The organism is Atopobiaceae bacterium (assembly GCA_022483015.1).
Taxonomy (GTDB): domain Bacteria; phylum Actinomycetota; class Coriobacteriia; order Coriobacteriales; family Atopobiaceae; genus JALCUE01.
The window spans coordinates 1,688,222-1,704,997 of sequence record JAKVOB010000001.1 but is presented as its reverse complement, the minus strand read 5'-3'; the positions used below and the strand labels follow the sequence as shown (position 1 = coordinate 1,704,997).

At 64.5% G+C, this 16,776-nt stretch carries 11 protein-coding genes and 2 pseudogenes; all 13 read left to right on the top strand.

Annotated elements, in window-relative coordinates:
• The 13 genes and pseudogenes from LKE50_07340 to dnaG all read left to right on the top strand — a co-directional run bounded on the left by LKE50_07340 (position 1) and on the right by dnaG (position 16,769).
• A complete protein-coding gene (locus LKE50_07340) occupies positions 1 to 702 on the top strand; it encodes a glycosyltransferase family 2 protein (protein ID MCH3968409.1) in 702 nt (233 codons plus the stop codon).
• Positions 606 to 1,319, top strand: coding sequence for a glycosyltransferase family 2 protein (locus tag LKE50_07335; GenBank protein MCH3968408.1), 714 nt, complete (start codon positions 606 to 608; stop codon positions 1,317 to 1,319). Before LKE50_07340 ends, LKE50_07335 begins: the two co-directional genes overlap by 97 nt.
• Before the next feature lie 81 nt (positions 1,320 to 1,400).
• Positions 1,401 to 2,922 (top strand): annotated as a pseudogene (locus LKE50_07330) (IMP dehydrogenase).
• Between the two features lie 82 nt (positions 2,923 to 3,004).
• Positions 3,005 to 5,581: pseudogene (gene leuS / locus LKE50_07325) on the top strand (leucine--tRNA ligase).
• A 29-nt stretch (positions 5,582 to 5,610) separates the two neighbouring features.
• A complete protein-coding gene (locus tag LKE50_07320; protein ID MCH3968407.1) occupies positions 5,611 to 6,897 on the top strand; it encodes a PASTA domain-containing protein in 1,287 nt (428 codons plus the stop codon).
• A 149-nt stretch (positions 6,898 to 7,046) separates the two neighbouring features.
• Complete coding sequence (locus LKE50_07315; GenBank protein MCH3968406.1) at positions 7,047 to 7,553, top strand: ribosome maturation factor RimP; 507 nt, start codon at positions 7,047 to 7,049, stop codon at positions 7,551 to 7,553.
• 16 nt (positions 7,554 to 7,569) lie between these two features.
• A complete protein-coding gene (nusA, locus tag LKE50_07310) occupies positions 7,570 to 8,829 on the top strand; it encodes a transcription termination factor NusA (protein MCH3968405.1) in 1,260 nt (419 codons plus the stop codon).
• A gap of 57 nt (positions 8,830 to 8,886) precedes the next feature.
• Positions 8,887 to 11,505, top strand: coding sequence for a translation initiation factor IF-2 (gene infB, locus LKE50_07305; GenBank protein ID MCH3968404.1), 2,619 nt, complete (start codon positions 8,887 to 8,889; stop codon positions 11,503 to 11,505).
• A 10-nt stretch (positions 11,506 to 11,515) separates the two neighbouring features.
• Positions 11,516 to 11,929, top strand: coding sequence for a 30S ribosome-binding factor RbfA (gene rbfA, locus LKE50_07300; GenBank protein MCH3968403.1), 414 nt, complete (start codon positions 11,516 to 11,518; stop codon positions 11,927 to 11,929).
• Positions 11,930 to 11,939: 10 nt separating this feature from the next.
• The gene (locus tag LKE50_07295) at positions 11,940 to 12,968 is read left to right on the top strand and encodes a DHH family phosphoesterase (protein ID MCH3968402.1); all 1,029 of its coding nucleotides are present in this window, start codon (positions 11,940 to 11,942) and stop codon (positions 12,966 to 12,968) included.
• Entirely contained in the window at positions 12,965 to 13,900 is a 936-nt protein-coding gene (truB, locus tag LKE50_07290; protein ID MCH3968401.1) for a tRNA pseudouridine(55) synthase TruB, read from the top strand. The genes LKE50_07295 and truB overlap by 4 nt, the downstream gene beginning before the upstream one ends.
• An 11-nt stretch (positions 13,901 to 13,911) precedes the next feature.
• Positions 13,912 to 14,937, top strand: coding sequence for a riboflavin biosynthesis protein RibF (gene ribF / locus LKE50_07285; protein ID MCH3968400.1), 1,026 nt, complete (start codon positions 13,912 to 13,914; stop codon positions 14,935 to 14,937).
• Positions 14,934 to 16,769 carry a DNA primase gene (dnaG, locus tag LKE50_07280; GenBank protein MCH3968399.1) on the top strand — a complete coding sequence of 612 codons (1,836 nt, stop codon included), beginning with the start codon at positions 14,934 to 14,936 and terminating at the stop codon, positions 16,767 to 16,769. Before ribF ends, dnaG begins: the two co-directional genes overlap by 4 nt.
• Positions 16,770 to 16,776 lie beyond the last annotated feature (7 nt).

The following is a 16,776-nucleotide window of genomic DNA, read 5'->3' as shown; positions in this document are numbered from 1 at the left end:
GTGGAATTGAATCGGCTGGGCCTCACGCCCATCGTCATCTTCAACATCATCGTGTGGGCGTTCTTCACCTTCGCCTTCTTCTACCAGTTCGTCTACATCATCGTGGTGTGGCGCCGTGGCACCGTGAAGTTGCCTGAGGCCAAGAGGCAGCACCGGTATGCCTTCTTCATCGCGGCCCACAACGAGGAACCGGTGATCGGCAACCTCGTCAGGTCGATCAAGGCCCAGGACTATCCGGCAGACCTCATCGACACGTTCGTGGTCGCGGATGCCTGCAACGACAGGACGGCCGAGGAGGCGCGCGCGGCGGGAGCCATCGTCTACGAGCGTAACGACCTCGCGCGCAAGGGCAAGAGCTGGGTGCTCGACTATGGGTTCAACCGGATCCTCGACGAGTACGGCGACCGCTATGAGGCGTTCATCGTCTTCGATGCGGACAACCTGCTGGCCCCTAACTACGTCACCATCATGAACCAGGCCTTCGATGCGGGATACCTCGTGTGCACGAGCTATCGCAACTCGAAGAACTTCGACTCGAGCTGGGTGTCTCGGCCGCCAACGCGACGTGGTTCATGCGCGAGGCGAAGTATCTCAACAACGCTCGTATGCTGCTCCATACGAGCTGCGCCATCTCGGGGTCCGGTTGGCTCGTCTCGTCCAAGATCGTGCGAGGCATGCACGGGTGGAACTTCCATACCCTGACTGAGGACATCCAGTTCTCGACCTTCTGCAACTCGAACAACATCACGATCGGGTTCGCACCTGCTGAGTTCTACGACGAGCAGCCCATCACGTTCTCTCAGTCCTGGATTCAGCGCCTTCGTTGGACCAAGGGGTTCTACCAGGTGTTCTTCTCGTATGGGAGGGACCTCATGCGCGGGATAGGCCATGGCCACTTCTCGAGCTACGACATGCTCATGACCATCGCCCCCGGCATGATCCTCACGCTGCTCTCGACGTTCGTGAACGGCATCTACCTCGTCCTAGGCACGGCCTCGCATGGGTTCCTGGCCACGTCCTCCGAGATCGGGATGTGCGTGGGCTCGCTGGTGATGACGTTCCTCTCGATGTACGTCGTCTTCTTCGTGCTGGCGCTCATCACGACCATCTCTGAGAGAAAGCACATCCATTCCAAGAGCCGCCTGCGCATCTTCACCAACCTGTTCACCTTCCCGCTCTTCATGATGACCTACGTGCCCATCACGGTCGTGGCCCTGTTCAAGAAGGTGGAGTGGGTTCCCACCAAGCACATGGTCTCCGTGTCGTTCGACGACGTCATGAGCGAAGGAGCCAAGGAGGGAACCACGAGCGAAGCCTAGAAGGCCCCCGATGCGCTACAATCGCTGGGATTATATGGCCCATTGGGCCGACCTGTCGATTACGAGCGCAAGGAGCCTGGCATGGCACAGTTCTTCGAGGGTGAAGCCCACACATTCTCTGAGTACCTCTTGGTACCTGGTTATTCCTCCTCGGAGTGCATACCGGCCAACGTGAGCCTCCGAACCCCCCTGGTGAGGTTCCGCCGCGGCGAGGAGTCTCCCATCCAGCTCAACGTCCCCATGGTGTCTGCCATCATGCAGGCCGTCTCCGGGCCGAAGCTCGCCGTGTCGCTCGCCCAGGAGGGCGGCCTCTCCTTCATCTTCGGCTCCCAGTCCGCGGAGTCCGAGGCGGCCATGGTCGAGGAGGTCAAGAGCTACAAGGCAGGGTTCGTCGAGAGCGACTCGACCCTCACGCCAGACATGACGCTCGCCCAGGTCATGGAGCTCAAGGAGCAGACTGACCATTCGACGATGCCCGTCACCGAGGACGGCACCTCCCATGGCAGGCTCGTTGGCATCGTTACCTCGCGTGACTACCGTCCCTCCCGTGATGACCGGGCGAGCCTCGTGCGTGACTTCATGACGCCGCTCGAGAAGCTCATAGTGGGTGGCCCCGAGGTCACCCTGAAGACCGCCAATGACATCATCTGGGAGAACAAGCTCAACCAGCTGCCCTGTGTGGACGCCGATGGCAACCTCGTCGGCCTGGTCTTCCGCAAGGACTATGACTCGCATAAGTCGAACCCTGACGAGCTGCTCGATGCCCACAAGCGCTATCTGGTGGGGGCTGGCATCAACACGCGTGACTACGAGACCCGCGTTCCGATGCTCGTTGACGCCGGTGCCGACGTGCTCTGCATCGACTCCTCCGAGGGCTTCTCCGAGTGGCAGAAGCTCACCATCGACTGGATCCGCAAGACCTACGGGGACTCCGTCAAGGTCGGTGCAGGGCAACGTGGTCGATGCCGAGGGCTTCCGGTTCCTGGCCGAGAGCGGCGCTGACTTCGTGAAGGTCGGCATCGGTGGCGGCTCCATCTGCATCACCCGCGAGCAGAAGGGCATCGGTCGCGGCCAGGCGAGTGCCCTCATCGATGTCTGCCGTGCACGTGACGACTACTTCGAGGAGACGGGAATCTACGTACCGGTCTGCTCGGACGGCGGCATCGTCTACGACTACCACATGACGCTCGCCCTCGCCATGGGTGCCGACTTCCTCATGCTCGGTCGCTACTTCGCTCGCTTCGACGAGAGCCCCACGAGGCGCGTCAACGTGAACGGCTCCTACATGAAGGAGTACTGGGGCGAGGGCTCCAGTCGTGCCCGCAACTGGCAGCGCTACGACATGGGCGGCGCCAAGAAGCTCAGCTTCGAGGAGGGTGTCGACTCCTACGTGCCCTACGCCGGACCGCTCAAGGATAACGTCAACAACTCCCTGCTCAAGGTGCGTTCGACGATGTGCAACTGTGGCGCGCTCACGCTACCGGAGCTACGTGACAAGGCCAAGATGACGCTCGTCTCGTCGACCTCGCTCGTCGAGGGCGGGGCGCACGACGTCGTCCTGAAGGACGCCAACCAGCAGGTGAGCGTCAACTTCCGCTCGTAGGTCCGTACAGACATCATCGTGCGACCTCGGCCCGCAGGGTCAGGTGTCGCCATAGGGAAGGAAGATCGTGGCAGAAGACAACGTGGAGGCAGACGTTCCCACCGATGACGCCGGTGGCAGCTATCCGGTCTACGACGCACATGCCATCGAGGAGAAGTGGCAGCGCATCTGGGATGAGGAGGACCTCTATCGCACCGACGAGGACCCCGCTAAGCCCAAGAAGTATGTGCTCGAGATGTTCCCGTACCCTTCAGGCGACCTTCACATGGGCCATGCCCGCAACTACTCCATCGGGGACGCGGTCGCCCGCCAGGCTCGCATGCGCGGATATGACGTCCTCCACCCCATGGGCTTCGACGCCTTCGGCCTTCCTGCCGAGAACGCAGCGATCAAGCACAACACGCAGGCCAAGAAGTGGACCTACGAGAACATGGACAACGCCATCGCCACGATGCGTCGCATGGGCTTCTCGTACGACTACGACCGCATGGTCCGCACATGTGACCCCTGACTACTACAAGTGGGGCCAGTGGATCTTCCTGAAGATGTGGGAGAAGGGCCTCGTCTATCGCGATAAGTCACCCGTCAACTGGTGTCCCACATGCAAGACCGTGCTCGCCAACGAGCAGGTCACGGAGGGGCGTTGCTGGCGGTGCGGCTCGATTCCCGAGAAGCGTGACCTCGAGCAGTGGTACCTCAAGATCACGGACTATGCCCAGGAGCTGCTTGACGACCTCGACAAGCTCCCCGGCTGGCCCGACCGCGTCAAGCAGATGCAGCGCAACTGGATCGGGCGCTCAGAGGGCGCCGAGGTCGTCTTCACGCTCGCGGACACCGATGGCGTGACACCTACCGACACCACCTTCAAGGTCTTCACGACCCGCGCCTGACACCCTCTTCGGCTGCTCGTTCTTCCTGCTCTCACCTGAGCACCCCATGGTCGACGAGCTCGTGTCGGGGACCGAGTACGAGGCAGGCGTGCGCGAGCTCCAGGAGGAGGCCGCCACGGCCACCGCCATCGAGCGGCAGGGGAGCGAGCGCGAGAAGCACGGTGCCCCCACAGGACGCTTCGCCATCAACCCGGTGAACGGCCAGCCCTGTACCCATCTGGGTCGCCGACTACGTGCTCATGGACTACGGTACGGGTGCGGTCATGGCAGTACCCTGCGGCGACCAGCGTGACTTCGACTTCGCCCGCAAGTACGGCCTGCCGGTCCCTCCCATCATCGCGACGACCGACGATCCCCTCTACCAGCAGCTGAAGGACGTGACCGACCTCGAGGTCACCGACGTCGACTGGGACCATGCCATGGACGCCGAGGGCACGCTCATCCAGTCCGGGCAGTTCACGGGCATGGTCGGCGGCAAGCACTCGCCTGCGGAGTCGGCCATGATCGAGTGGCTCCAGGGCCGGGGCATGGGCAAGCGAACCGTCAACTTCCGCCTCCGCGACTGGCTCATCTCTCGTCAGCGGTACTGGGGGAATCCCATCCCGGCCGTCCACTGTGACCATTGCGGCATCGTACCGGTGCCAGAGGACCAGCTGCCGGTGACGCTTCCAGAGGACCTCGACCTCTCTGCCGGCCAGACCCTGGACCAGTGTCCCGAGTTCTATGAGACCACATGCCCCGTCTGTGGCAGACCTGCCCGCCGCGAGACAGACACCATGGACACCTTCACCTGCTCGAGCTGGTACTATCTGCGCTATTGTGACCCTCACAACGACGAGCTGCCCTTCTCGAAGGAGGCCGTCGACCGCTGGATGCCCGTCGACAACTACATCGGCGGCATCGAGCATGCCATCCTGCACCTGCTCTACTCCCGCTTCTGGACCAAGGTCCTTCGTGACCTCGGCCTCATCGATTGCGACGAGCCGTTCCAGAACCTCCTCTGTCAGGGGATGGTCAAGGACTCCAATGGGGTCACGATGTCGAAGTCGCTGGGTAACGTCGTGGCGCCGAGCTCGGTCATCGACCCCTATGGTGCGGACACGATGCGTCTTGCCATCCTGTTCATCGCGCCTCCCGAGAAGGACTTCGCGTGGGACGACAAGGCCGTCGCGGGCTGCAACCGCTTCCTCAAGCGCGCCTGGAGGATCGTCTGGGAGCTCGCACGCACGGCAGACCCGTCGGCCTCCGTCGACCCGGACGCGCTCGACTCGCGTTCCGCCGAGCTCAACCGAAGCCTGAACGGCTTGGGCATCAAGTGCTCGGAGGACTTCGATCGCATGCAGTTCAACACGGCGATATCCTCGATCATGGAGCTTGTGAACGCCGCAAGCCTCTACGTCAACGATGTCGTCCCGGAGTCTCGCGACTCGGCGCTGTGCGCCCGCGTGGCCGAGGCGGTCGTGGACTGCATGGCTCCCATCTGCCCCCATTGGTCAGAGGAGCTCTTCCATGAGGCGCTGGGCCATGAGGGCTCCGTCTACAACGAGCCGTGGCCCCTGTTCGATCCGGAGCAGGCAAAGGCCTCCACGATCGAGCTCGCCGTGCAGGTCATGGGCAAGGTCCGAGGACATGTCAGTGTCGCTGCCGACGCAGACCGACCTACCTGCGAGGAGGCTGCCAAGGCGGCGGTCGCGTCGCACCTCGAGGGCAAGACGGTCCGGAAGGTCATCGTCGTCCCTGGCAAGCTCGTGAACATCGTCGCAAACTAGCGAAGAGGCCGTAGTGAGGAGGTCGTCTGATGAAATGCCCCAAGTGCGGACATGAGCTCGAAGGCGACATCCTCCCCGTCCGATGCCCGAAATGCGGCGCCAACCTGACCCAAGGATCTGTAGGCCCCGGTGCCAAGGATGGCGTAAGGCGGGCCGCTGACTCTCGCGCCCAGGCCGAAGGGCTCGTGCGCGATGCCGGAAGGCAGAAGCCGCGGCGCTTCAGGGTCTTCGTTGCCATCGTGATCGTGCTCGCCGCGATTGCGGCCGTGGTCGCGCTTGCTTGGAACGCTGAGCTGCTGGGAGGTGTCACCGCGCCGGACGTCACAGGCTGGCGCGCCGAGCGCGCCGCCTCGGACCTTGAGGACCTCGGATTCTCTGTGACGCAGGAGGACGTGCTGGCAGACGGACAGCCTGGGTTCGTGATCTCGCAGTCGCCGGCTTCAGGGCGCCTGCCTGAGCATACCGACATCACGCTCAAGGTCTCCCTGGCCCGTACCATGCCTGACGTTGTGGGGAAGACCTCTTCGGAGGCCCGGGCTGCCGTGAAGGCGCAAGGTGTCTCGTGCACGATCGACGAGGAGATCTCTGCCGAGACGGCCGGGACGGTCACGGCATCCTCGGTCGCCTCGGGCACCCAGCTCTCGTCCACTGATACCGTGAGCCTCACCGTCGCCAGAGCCTCGAAGGTCCCGACGCTCATAGGGCTCAGCGAGGCCGATGCCACGGCTGCGCTTGCCGCGGAGCAGCTGCAGACGAAGGTGACCTATGTCGTTGCGACCGATGCCTCCCAGGTGGAGGGTACTGTCATCGCGAGCGACATTACGGCAGGAACGGAGGTCACGCCGGGGTCGACCGTGAACCTCACGGTGATCCGTCCGCAGTCGGCCGCTGAGCTCGATGTGGCCACCAAGGTCATACAGGCCATCTATTCCTGCGACCCCACGCAGTCAAATGGGGCGGTCATAGGTACGGCGATTCGTCCCTACCTTGCCACCTCCGTCTCCGCCGCATATCCGAGCGACCATGACCTGTGGTATGCGGTCGTGAAGAAGGGGCGGACCAACTCGATCAACTCCGACGAGCTCGAGCAGCTGACGCGTACGCTTGTGGGGGACCCGACCGCCACCTCGACCGGCGACCTCACGGTCGGTGTCACCTTCACGGTGACCTGGGACTGGAGCAGGATGGGTGAAGCCTATGCCGGAGTCACCTCGACGGACACCCGTACCGTCACGGTCACCTTCGACTCCGAGGGGAAGGTGACCGCGATAGACGACCCGCAGTCGGACGTACCTCTCTACGAGGTGGTCTCGTGAGCGCGCGGTCACAATGCCACCACCGACGGGTTGACGTGTGAGGGAACCTGCGGGTATAGTGTGCACGTACAGAAGGTGAGCGTTCGAGAGGAAGTGGGGCGGATCGTTTCGCCCCGCTTCCTCTCTGTCTGAAGCTTGAGAGGAGACATATGTCGTACGACTCGGTCCGCGACCACCTGCTCGAGGCGCTCGAGCGCGTGGCGCAAGACCATGACATCGATGTCGTCGATGTAGAGGTGACCGGCTCTGCCGAGAAGCCCACGGTGCGCGTCCGCGTGGACCTGCCAGAGGGCTCGGACGACCCGATCTCCCTCGACGAGGTCGCGGCCCAGAACGCATGGGTCTCGGACACGATCGACCTCGTTGACCCCTTCCCGGGGAGCTACGTGCTTGAGGTCTCGAGCCCCGGGCTTGCTCGTCCGCTGCGTCGTCCGCATGACTTCGAGCGGTACTCCGGTGAGGTCGTCTCTCTCACGACCACGGCCACCGAGGGACGCAAGCACTACGCGGGGACCCTCAAGGGCTTCTCTGACGGCTCCGTCGCCCTCGAGGTCGACGGACAGCCGGTCCTCATCCCCTTGGATGAGGTCAAGCGTTGCAAGATCAAGCCCACCATCGACTTCACAACCCCCTCCGCCTCACACGACGCGCACTAGAAAGGAACACGACCCTATGGCATCCGAGATGATGGAAGCGCTCATGGCGCTCTGCCAGGAGAAGCACATTGACCAGCTCTACCTGCTCGACCGCCTCGAGCAGTCGCTTGCGAAGAGCTATGCGGACGTGCTCCACCTCGAGAACGGCGCGAAGGTCACGATCGATCGCGCCACCGGCAAGATCTACGTCTACAAGCTCATCCCCAAGGGCGAGCCCGACGAGGAGACTGGCGAGTACGCGGAGTTCGACGAGGAGGATGTGACCCCTCCCGACACGAGCCGCATCGCTGCCCAGCATGCCAAGATCGAGATCAACAACATCGTCCGCAACGCGGCGCGCCAACAGATCTACGAGGAGTTCTCCCAGCGTATCGGTGACATCATCACCGGCACGGTCCTCCAGTCGACGCCTGACTTCACCATCATCAAGATCCGCGAGGGCGTCGAGGCGGAGCTACCCCACTTCGACAAGCGACGCAACCCCAACGAGCGCAACGAGCGCCCCAATGGCGAGCGTTACATGCACAACCAGCGCATCAAGGCCATCATCATCGACGTGCGTGACCCCAACGCCCAGGTGGCCTCCGTGCGCGGCGAGCACTCCCGCCCCTCGATCGTGGTCTCCCGTACCCATCCTGACCTCATCCGCAGGCTCTTCGAGGTCGAGGTCCCCGAGATCTATGACGGTGTCGTCGAGATCCGTTCCGTCGCCCGTGAGGCGGGCGCGCGTTCCAAGATCGCCGTCTCGTCGCTCGACGACCGACTCGACCCGGTCGGTGCCTGCGTGGGACCAAAGGGCAGCCGCGTACGTACCGTGGTCGGCGAGCTCAGGGGCGAGCGTGTGGACGTCGTGCTCTGGAGTGATGACCCAGCGCGCTGTGTGGCCAACGCTCTCTCGCCGGCAAAGGTGAGCAGGGTCATCGTCGATGAGGAGAACAACTACGCGACGGTCATCGTCCCGGATGACCAGCTGTCGCTCGCCATCGGCAAGGAGGGCCAGAACGCCCGTCTCGCCGCTCGCCTCACCGGCTGGCACATCGACATCAAGAACCAGTCCCTGGCCGCAGGGGTGCTCAAGAACATGCCCGAGGCAAGCGAGTATGCCGTCGACCTCGTGGATGCCGAGGAGGGTGGGCACCGGTGCGAGTACGTGAGCCCCTCGGGCGTGCGTTGCCGCAACATGGCCCGTCCCGGCTCTGCGTACTGCGGGGTCCACGAGAAGATGGCCCTTGTCGATTCCGCCGAGGTCTCCGCTGACCCCGACTCCCTGATCTGACCCACGGGGCACGTTCCCGTACGCATCGTCCGCACGTTTTCCGGAAGGTAGAACCACATGGCCAAGACCCGTGTACATGACCTCGCAAAAGAATATGGCATGACCAGCAAGGAGATGCTCGAGCGTCTCAGGGACATGAAGATCCCTGCCAAGTCGCCCTCGTCCGCACTCGAGGACGCCTACGTCTCGGTCGCGCGCAAGAACCTCGCGTCCGTCGCGAAGGCGCGCTCCGCCGAGATCGAGGCTGCCAAGGAGGCAGAGGAGAAGGCCAAGGCCGTCGAGGAGGCAGAGGCCAAGAAGAAGGCAGAGAAGGAGCGCATCGCTGCCGAGAAGCGCCGCGAGAAGGAGCGCGCCGAGGAGGCTGCCGCCCAGAAGGCCGCCGAGGAGGCCAAGGCCAAGGAGCAGGCCGAGCGCGCCGCCGAGGAGGAGAGGCGTCGTGCCGAGGAGGAGAAGAACCGCGTCCACGACACGGCCCCGAAGGCTGCTCCGTCCTTCACCAGCCTGCTTGACCAGATTGCCGAGCAGGAGAAGGTCATGAAGGAGCAGCAGGCCGAGGCGTCCGCTGCCAAGGCGAAGGGCAAGGCCAAGGGCGAGGGGAGCCGTCGGGGTGGCGACGGTCGCCATGAGCGCTCGTCCGAGTCCATCAATCAGCCCAATCCCGACAAGGCCACGGCACAACGCCACACCAAGGCCCACAAGGGCCACCGCGAGGACGAGGGCGAGGACCGCTACAGTCGCATGGCCCGTGCCGCCGAGGAGTACAACCGCGAGCGCGTGCTCGAGGACGTCCGTGCCTCCGTCGAGGAGGCGTCCCGCGAGTCTACGGGCCGCCGCAAGAAGCGTAAGGAGCGCAGGCAGCAGCAGGCCGAGGAGGCCGCGGAGCAGAAGGCTGTCGAGGAGGCCATCGCCAACGACCAGGACGTCTCCAAGATCGGCGTGGTGAAGGTCCCGACCGGAGCCACCGTGGCCGAGCTTGCCGACCTTCTCGAGGTCCCCGCCAACGACATCGTGAAGCGCCTCTTCCTCCTGGGGAGTCCCCTCACGATGACCCAGTCCATGTCTGACGACCTCATCGAGCTCGTCGCTGACGACATCGGTCGCGAGGTCGAGGTCATGACCAAGGAGGAGGAGAACTCCTTCACCTTCTTCGACGATCCCGAGGACCTCCAGTCCCGGCCCCCCGTCGTCACGGTCATGGGCCACGTCGACCACGGCAAGACGAGCCTGCTCGATGCAATCAGGCATACAGGCGTCGCCGAGGGCGAGGCCGGCGGAATCACGCAGCACATCGGAGCCTCGCAGGTCAAGATCAAGGGCCGTACCATCACGTTCGTGGACACGCCTGGTCACGAGACGTTCACGGCCATGCGTGCCCGCGGTGCCAAGGTGACCGACATCGTCGTGCTGGTGGTCGCTGCCGACGACGGCGTGATGCCACAGACGATCGAGTCCATCAACCACGCGAAGGCGGCCGACGTGCCCATCGTCGTCGCCGTCAACAAGTGCGACAAGCCTGAGGCGAACCCAGACCGCGTACGTCAGGAGCTCACCGAGTATGGCGTCATCCCCGAGGAGTGGGGTGGCCAGAACATGTTCGTGAACATCTCTGCCAAGAAGCACCAGGGCATCGACGAGCTCCTCGAGACGATCCTGCTCCAGGCTGACGTCCTCGAGCTCAAGGCTAACCCAGATACCTTCGCCTCCGGCTATGTCCTCGAGGCCAAGCTCGACCGTGGCCGCGGATCTGTCGCAACGGTCCTCGTGAGCCGTGGAACCCTCCATGTGGGCGACTCGCTCGTGGCAGGTACCGCCTATGGGCGTGTGCGTGCCATGCTGGGCCAGCACGGGCAGACGCTCGAGGAGGCAAGGCCTTCCGACCCTGTCGAGATCCTCGGGCTGCAGTCGGTGCCCGATGCCGGTGACGAGTTCCGCGTCTTCCAGGACGAGCGCGACGCGCGCGACCTTGCTGAGCAGCGCTCGCTCAAGGCGCGCATCGAGGAGCAGAACAAGGTCAGGCACGTCACGCTCGAGACCCTCTTCGACACCATGGAGGCGTCGCAGGTCAAGGAACTCAACCTCGTGGTCAAGGCCGATGTCCAAGGTTCGATCGAGGCCCTCTCCGACGCGCTCGAGAAGATGGACCAGAGCGAGGTCCACATCAACATCATCCACTCGGCCGTCGGTGCCATCACCGAGACCGACGTGACCCTGGCCGATGCGTCGAACGCCATCATCATCGGCTTCGGCGTCCGTCCCGAGGCCAAGGCACGGACCTTCGCCGAGCGCGAGGGCGTCCAGATCAAGTGCTACAACGTCATCTACAAGGCTATCGAGGACATCGACGCGGCCCGTGTCGGCCTCCTGAAGCCCACCGAGGAGGAACAGACCACTGGTTCCGCGGAGGTGCGCGACACCTTCAAGGTACCCAAGGTCGGCGTGGCTGCCGGTTGCATGGTCACGGAAGGCGAGGTCGGACGTGACGACCAGGTCCGTCTGGTGCGCGATGGCATCGTCGTCTATGACGGCACCTTCGCGTCCATGCGCCGCTTCAAGGATGACGTCAAGAGCGTGAAGTCCGGCTATGAGTGCGGTCTCGGCCTCACAGACTTCCAGGACTTCCATATCGGCGACGTGCTCGAGACCTACAAGGTCATCGAGGTCGCCAGGACCGAGTAGGTGGGCTTTCATGAAGCAGAACCAAGGCTCGCGACGCACGGCACAGGTCGCTCGCGAGAAGCTCGCGAACATCCTGCTCTTCGAGATGAGCGACCCTGACCTCAACCTCGTGACGCTCACGGGGTGCGAGGTCTCGGTTGATCGCTCGCTCGTGCGGGCCTATGTGACCTGCGATGCCGAGCGCTATGAGCAGACCATGGCGGCGCTCGAGCGCGGCCATGGTCGGATTCGCTCGCTCCTGGGTCATGCCCTCGGCTGGCGTGTCACGCCTGAGCTGGTCTTCAAGATCGACACCACGACCGATGAGGCCGAGGCCATCGCGCGTGCGCTCGAGAACGTTCCCCCGACGCTTGGCGTCGAGAAGGACGAGGAGGGCTACCCCGTGGATGGTCCCGCTCCGGATGCGGGCGTCGGGGAGGAGTAGCAGGTACATCATGAACACGAGCGATGACAAGCTCTATGCATGGCAGGCGGCACGCTTCAACGAGCTCTCCGACCTCATCGACGAGGCAGACAGCATCGCCATCTGTGCGCATACCAACCCCGACGGCGATGCCCTCGGCTCCGAGCTCGCCTTGGTCATGCTCATCAGGGAGCGTTGGCCAGGCAAGCTCGTGGTCGGCCTCCTCGCTGATGATGACGACGTGCCTCGCCTGTACAGCTTCCTTCCTGGGGCGGACCAGCTCGTGAGGGCGAGCACCTATGGCGCGACGCCGGACCTCTTCATCTGCGTCGACCTTCCCATACCATCCCGCATGAACAACGGCGCAGCCGTCTGTGCCCGCGCGCGGAGGCGCGCCCTCGTCGACCACCACCCGTGTGACGAGGCGTTCGGTGATGTCGCCATCAGGCGTCCTGATGCCGCTGCCACGGGGGTCGTGATAGCTGAGCTCGCGTTGCACCTTGGCATCGACATCTCAAGCGGGCTGGCTGACTGCCTTCTCACGGCAATCATCACCGACACGGGTCGGTTCCAGTATCAGAACGCCGATGCGGAGGCCTTCGAGATCGCGTCGATGCTCGTGGATGCCGGGGCCTCGCCCTCCCGCATCTCGCTCAACGTCTACCAGAGCTTCAGACTGGCGTACCTGCACCTCCAGTCAGTCGTCATGGGCCGCATCCTCACATTCGACCACGGACTCATCGCCTATAGCTATGCCACCCAGGCTGACCTCGAGCGCACGGGGGCCCTGGCCGAGGAGTGCGACGGGCTCATCGACATCGTGCGGAGCGTCGAGGGCAGCAAGGTCGCCCTCTTCCTGAAGGAGACCGGCGATGGGCACGTTCGCGGGAACCTCCGGTCCAAGGGGAGTTTCGACGTGTCCGCGGTCGCCCGTGAGCTTGGTGGTGGCGGCCATGTGGCTGCCGCTGGCTTCACGGCCGATGGCGACATAGACGACGTCCTCTCATGCGTCCTGCCCAAGCTGCAGTCCCTCTTCGATGACTCGGGGGAATCCGAGTGAGAAGAGGCACGAGCGGCATCAACGCACTGCTCGCGATTGATAAACCCTGTGGCATGACCTCGCATGACGTGGTCGGCCGCGTGAGGCGTGCTCTCGGCGAGCAGCGCGTGGGCCATGCGGGCACGCTCGACCCCGAGGCCTCTGGCGTCCTGGTCGTCGGCGTCGGGCAGGCCACACGAATCATGGGGCTCCTCACCCAGGAGCGCAAGTCATACGAGACGCGCATCCTCTTCGGCGCAGAGACGTCTACTGACGATGCCGAGGGCGAGGTGGTCCGGAGGAGCGACGTACCGTCTCGTCTCTCTGGGGAGGCAGATGCGATCGATGCCCTGGCGGGCATGGTCGGTACCTATGACCAGGTGCCGCCTTCGTACTCTGCCATCTCGGTCGGCGGGCGGCGTGCCTATGACCGGGCGCGCGCTGGGGAGGTGTTCGAGCTCGACTCCCGTTCGGTCTCGATCCTCTCGGCGTCATTGCAGGGTATCGGCCATCAGGACGGGGACCTGTTCTGGGACTGCGCCTTCACCGTCTCGAAGGGCTGCTACATTCGGTCCATCGCACGCGACCTCGGCCGTACATGTGGCACCGCCGCCCATGTCGTCTCTCTCAGAAGGACCTCGTCCGGTCCCTGCGACCTTGGTAGGTGCACGACGTTGGACCTTCTTGGTCAGCTCGGACCGGCCCGTGTGGCAGAGGTCGCCCTCGACCCCACCTGGGCCCTCGGGTATCCGACGCATGCCCTCGACGAGGCCGGCCTCGCGGACGTGCGCTGCGGCCGCCCTCTGGACGCACCCATGGAGCTCGGAGATGGGGGGATGTGCTCCCTCGTGTGTGGCGGGCTCCTCTACGGCGTCTGGTATAAGGACGGCCCTCGTCTCGTTTCGAAGGCGACCTTCCCCGATGGCATCATCGGCGTCGGCGGGGGAGTGTGACGAGCATGCCCATGGAAGCCCCTGACGCTGCCCGTCTCGTCTCTGAGTCGGTACTCGCGGGCGTCGACCTCCCTCCTGTCTCGTTCTCGCTTCGGGAGGCCCTGCTCCGGGGCATCCCCGTGCTGGGGACGCCGAGTGTCGTCGCCATCGGTGCCTTCGATGGCGTCCATATGGGCCATCGCGAGCTTCTGCGCTCCGCCCGTGCGGACGCGGAGGAGCGTGGTTGTCCGTTTGTCGTGGTCACCTTCGATCCGGATCCGGCTCGCGTGCTGGCTCCCGAGCGCCATGGGGAGGAGCTCCTCTGCCATGAGGATCGGCTGCGTGCGCTCTCGACCATAGGGGCACTGGCCTCTTGCTCGCTTGCATTCGACGCCGCCATGGCCTCTATGCGGGCGTCGGACTTCATCGATGACATCCTCATCCCTCTCCTCGCTCCGGTCTCGGTCCATGTCGGGAGTGACTTCTGCCTCGGCGCGGGCGGGGAGGGTACCGTCTCGGCCCTTGCGGCCATCGGGAGGGCACGCGGGTTCGACGTCACCGGACATGACCTCGTCGTCGATGGCGGTGTGCCCGTAACGGCCACGAGGATCCGGGGACTGCTCGGCGAGGGGCGGGTGGCAGAGGCCGCACGGCTCATGGGGCGGCATCACTTCGTTCGTGGTCAGGTGCTTCATGGACGTGGGGAGGGCCATACGTTCGGCTTTCCCACCGCCAACGTGACGAGCGACCTCGAGGCCTGTCTGCCGGCCGACGGCGTGTATGCGGGCTTCGTCCGGAGCGGGTCCGAGGCATGGCCGGCGGCCATCAACGTGGGCGCGCCCCCCTCGTTCTCGGGACCTCGTACGTCGTTCCTCGAGGCGAACCTGCTGGGCTTCGAGGGCAACCTCTATGGAGCGGAGGTCGAGGTCGTCTTCGCTGACTGGCTTCGCGCATCGAGGCGCTTCACGTCCCTCTCGGAGCTCGCGCACGTGGTGCGAGGCAACATCGACTGGGTACATGACAACCTGGGTGGTTCCGTCGTGGGGGTGCGCGCATGATCTCTGAAGAGGACAAGGAGCGGGTCAGGCAAGCCACCGATATCGTTGCGCTCGTCGGCGAGACGGTCGTGCTGCGCCAACGGGGCAGCGAGTTCTGGGGCTGCTGCCCCTTCCATCACGAGAAGAGCCCGTCGTTCCACGTCAACCCCACCAACGGCCTCTGGAAGTGCTTTGGCTGTGGTGCAGGTGGCGATGTGTTCGCGTACGTCATGAAGCGCGAGAACCTCGACTTCCCGGACTCGATTCGCTACCTTGCCGACCGTGCAGGCATCGAGCTCGCCGAGGAACGTGCTGCGGGTCCTAGGGGTCCGAAGCGTAACAGGCTGGTCGAAGCGCTCGTCGAGGCCGAGCGGTTCTTCTCGTTGCAGCTCATGCGTGGGAAGGGTGAGGGAGCCGCTGCGGCTCGTTCCTACCTGGCGGGGCGTGGCTTCGGCTCAGCGGTCTGCGGGCGATGGGATCTTGGGTTCGCGCCTGGCAACGGGGCCCTCGTGGGACACCTCTCGCAGAAGGGGTTCGGTCGAGACGAGATACTGGCCGCCGACCTTGCCGTCGATCGAGGCGGGGTACTGCGTGACCGCTTCTATGACCGGGCGATGTTCCCCATCCATGACGAGCAGGGGCGTTGCATCGGGTTCGGGGGACGCGTCATCGGCGACGGAAAGCCGAAGTATCTCAACACTCGGGAGACCAGCACATTCCATAAGTCCAAGAACCTCTTCGCCTTCGACCGCGCGAAGGAGAGCATCGCAGCCAAGGACGAGGCCATCGTCGTCGAAGGCTACACCGACGTCATCTCGCTCCATGAGGCTGGCTTCACGAATGTGGTCGCCACGTTGGGCACGGCCCTCACGGAGGACCACGTCAAGCTGCTCACGAGGTTCTCGTCGACCATCATCTGCATGTTCGATGGCGACGCTGCGGGACAGCGTGCGGCCGAGCATGCCATCCAGTACCTCGACCGCACGAAGGCGCGACTCCTCTGCGTCGTCCTCCCGGACGACCTTGACCCTGCCGAGTTCGTTGCGGCGCGTGGTGCCACGGCTTTGACCGATCAGCTCGGGGGAGCCGTCCCCCTCGTCGATTTCGTCCTCGACAAGCGCCTCTCGTCGGTGGACCTCTCGAGCCCAGGCCAGCGTGTCGCGGCCTTGGGCGACATGGCCTCGCTCCTCGCGCCCTTGAAGCACTCCGTGCTGCTCGACTCCTATGCGACGCAGGTGGCGGACCGGCTCGGGGTCACCGTCGACGAGACCAAGCGAAGGATCAGGGACTCCCCGGTGGCGACGCAGGCCGACGAGGTGCGGGAGTCGTCGGCGGAAGGCGACGAGAGCGACCTACGGGAACCTTCGGGTCCCACGGCGGCGGAGGTGCTGGGCACGCTCTCGCCGGACGACCGCAGCCAGCTCCGTGCGGAGCGTGAGCTGCTCACGCTCATGGCTGCGACGCCCGACGTCGCACGTTCCGATGCCGAGAGGATAGCGGCCCTCTCGTGGGTCGATGACCGTGACAGGGCGATCGCCTGGGCCATGCTCGCGACCCCGGACGGAACGAGCCCTACGGATGTCGTGAGGGCGGCGACCGAGGCGTGCGAACTCGCTCCGAGGATCCTGTCGACGGGTCGGCTCGTCGTGCGGGACGAGCTCTCCGATGCGGACAAGATGACGTTCGCCATCGACAACGTCGAGCTGTACTCATGCAGGAGACGGGTACGTGCGATCAAGGCCCGTCTCGAGGGGCATGTCGAGAAGGAAGAGATGGACGACCTCTTCAGGCAGGCGACGGACCTCCAAAGGAGGGCCAAGGCCCTGGCCGCGAAGATATCTGCTATGGCTTAGAACGCAA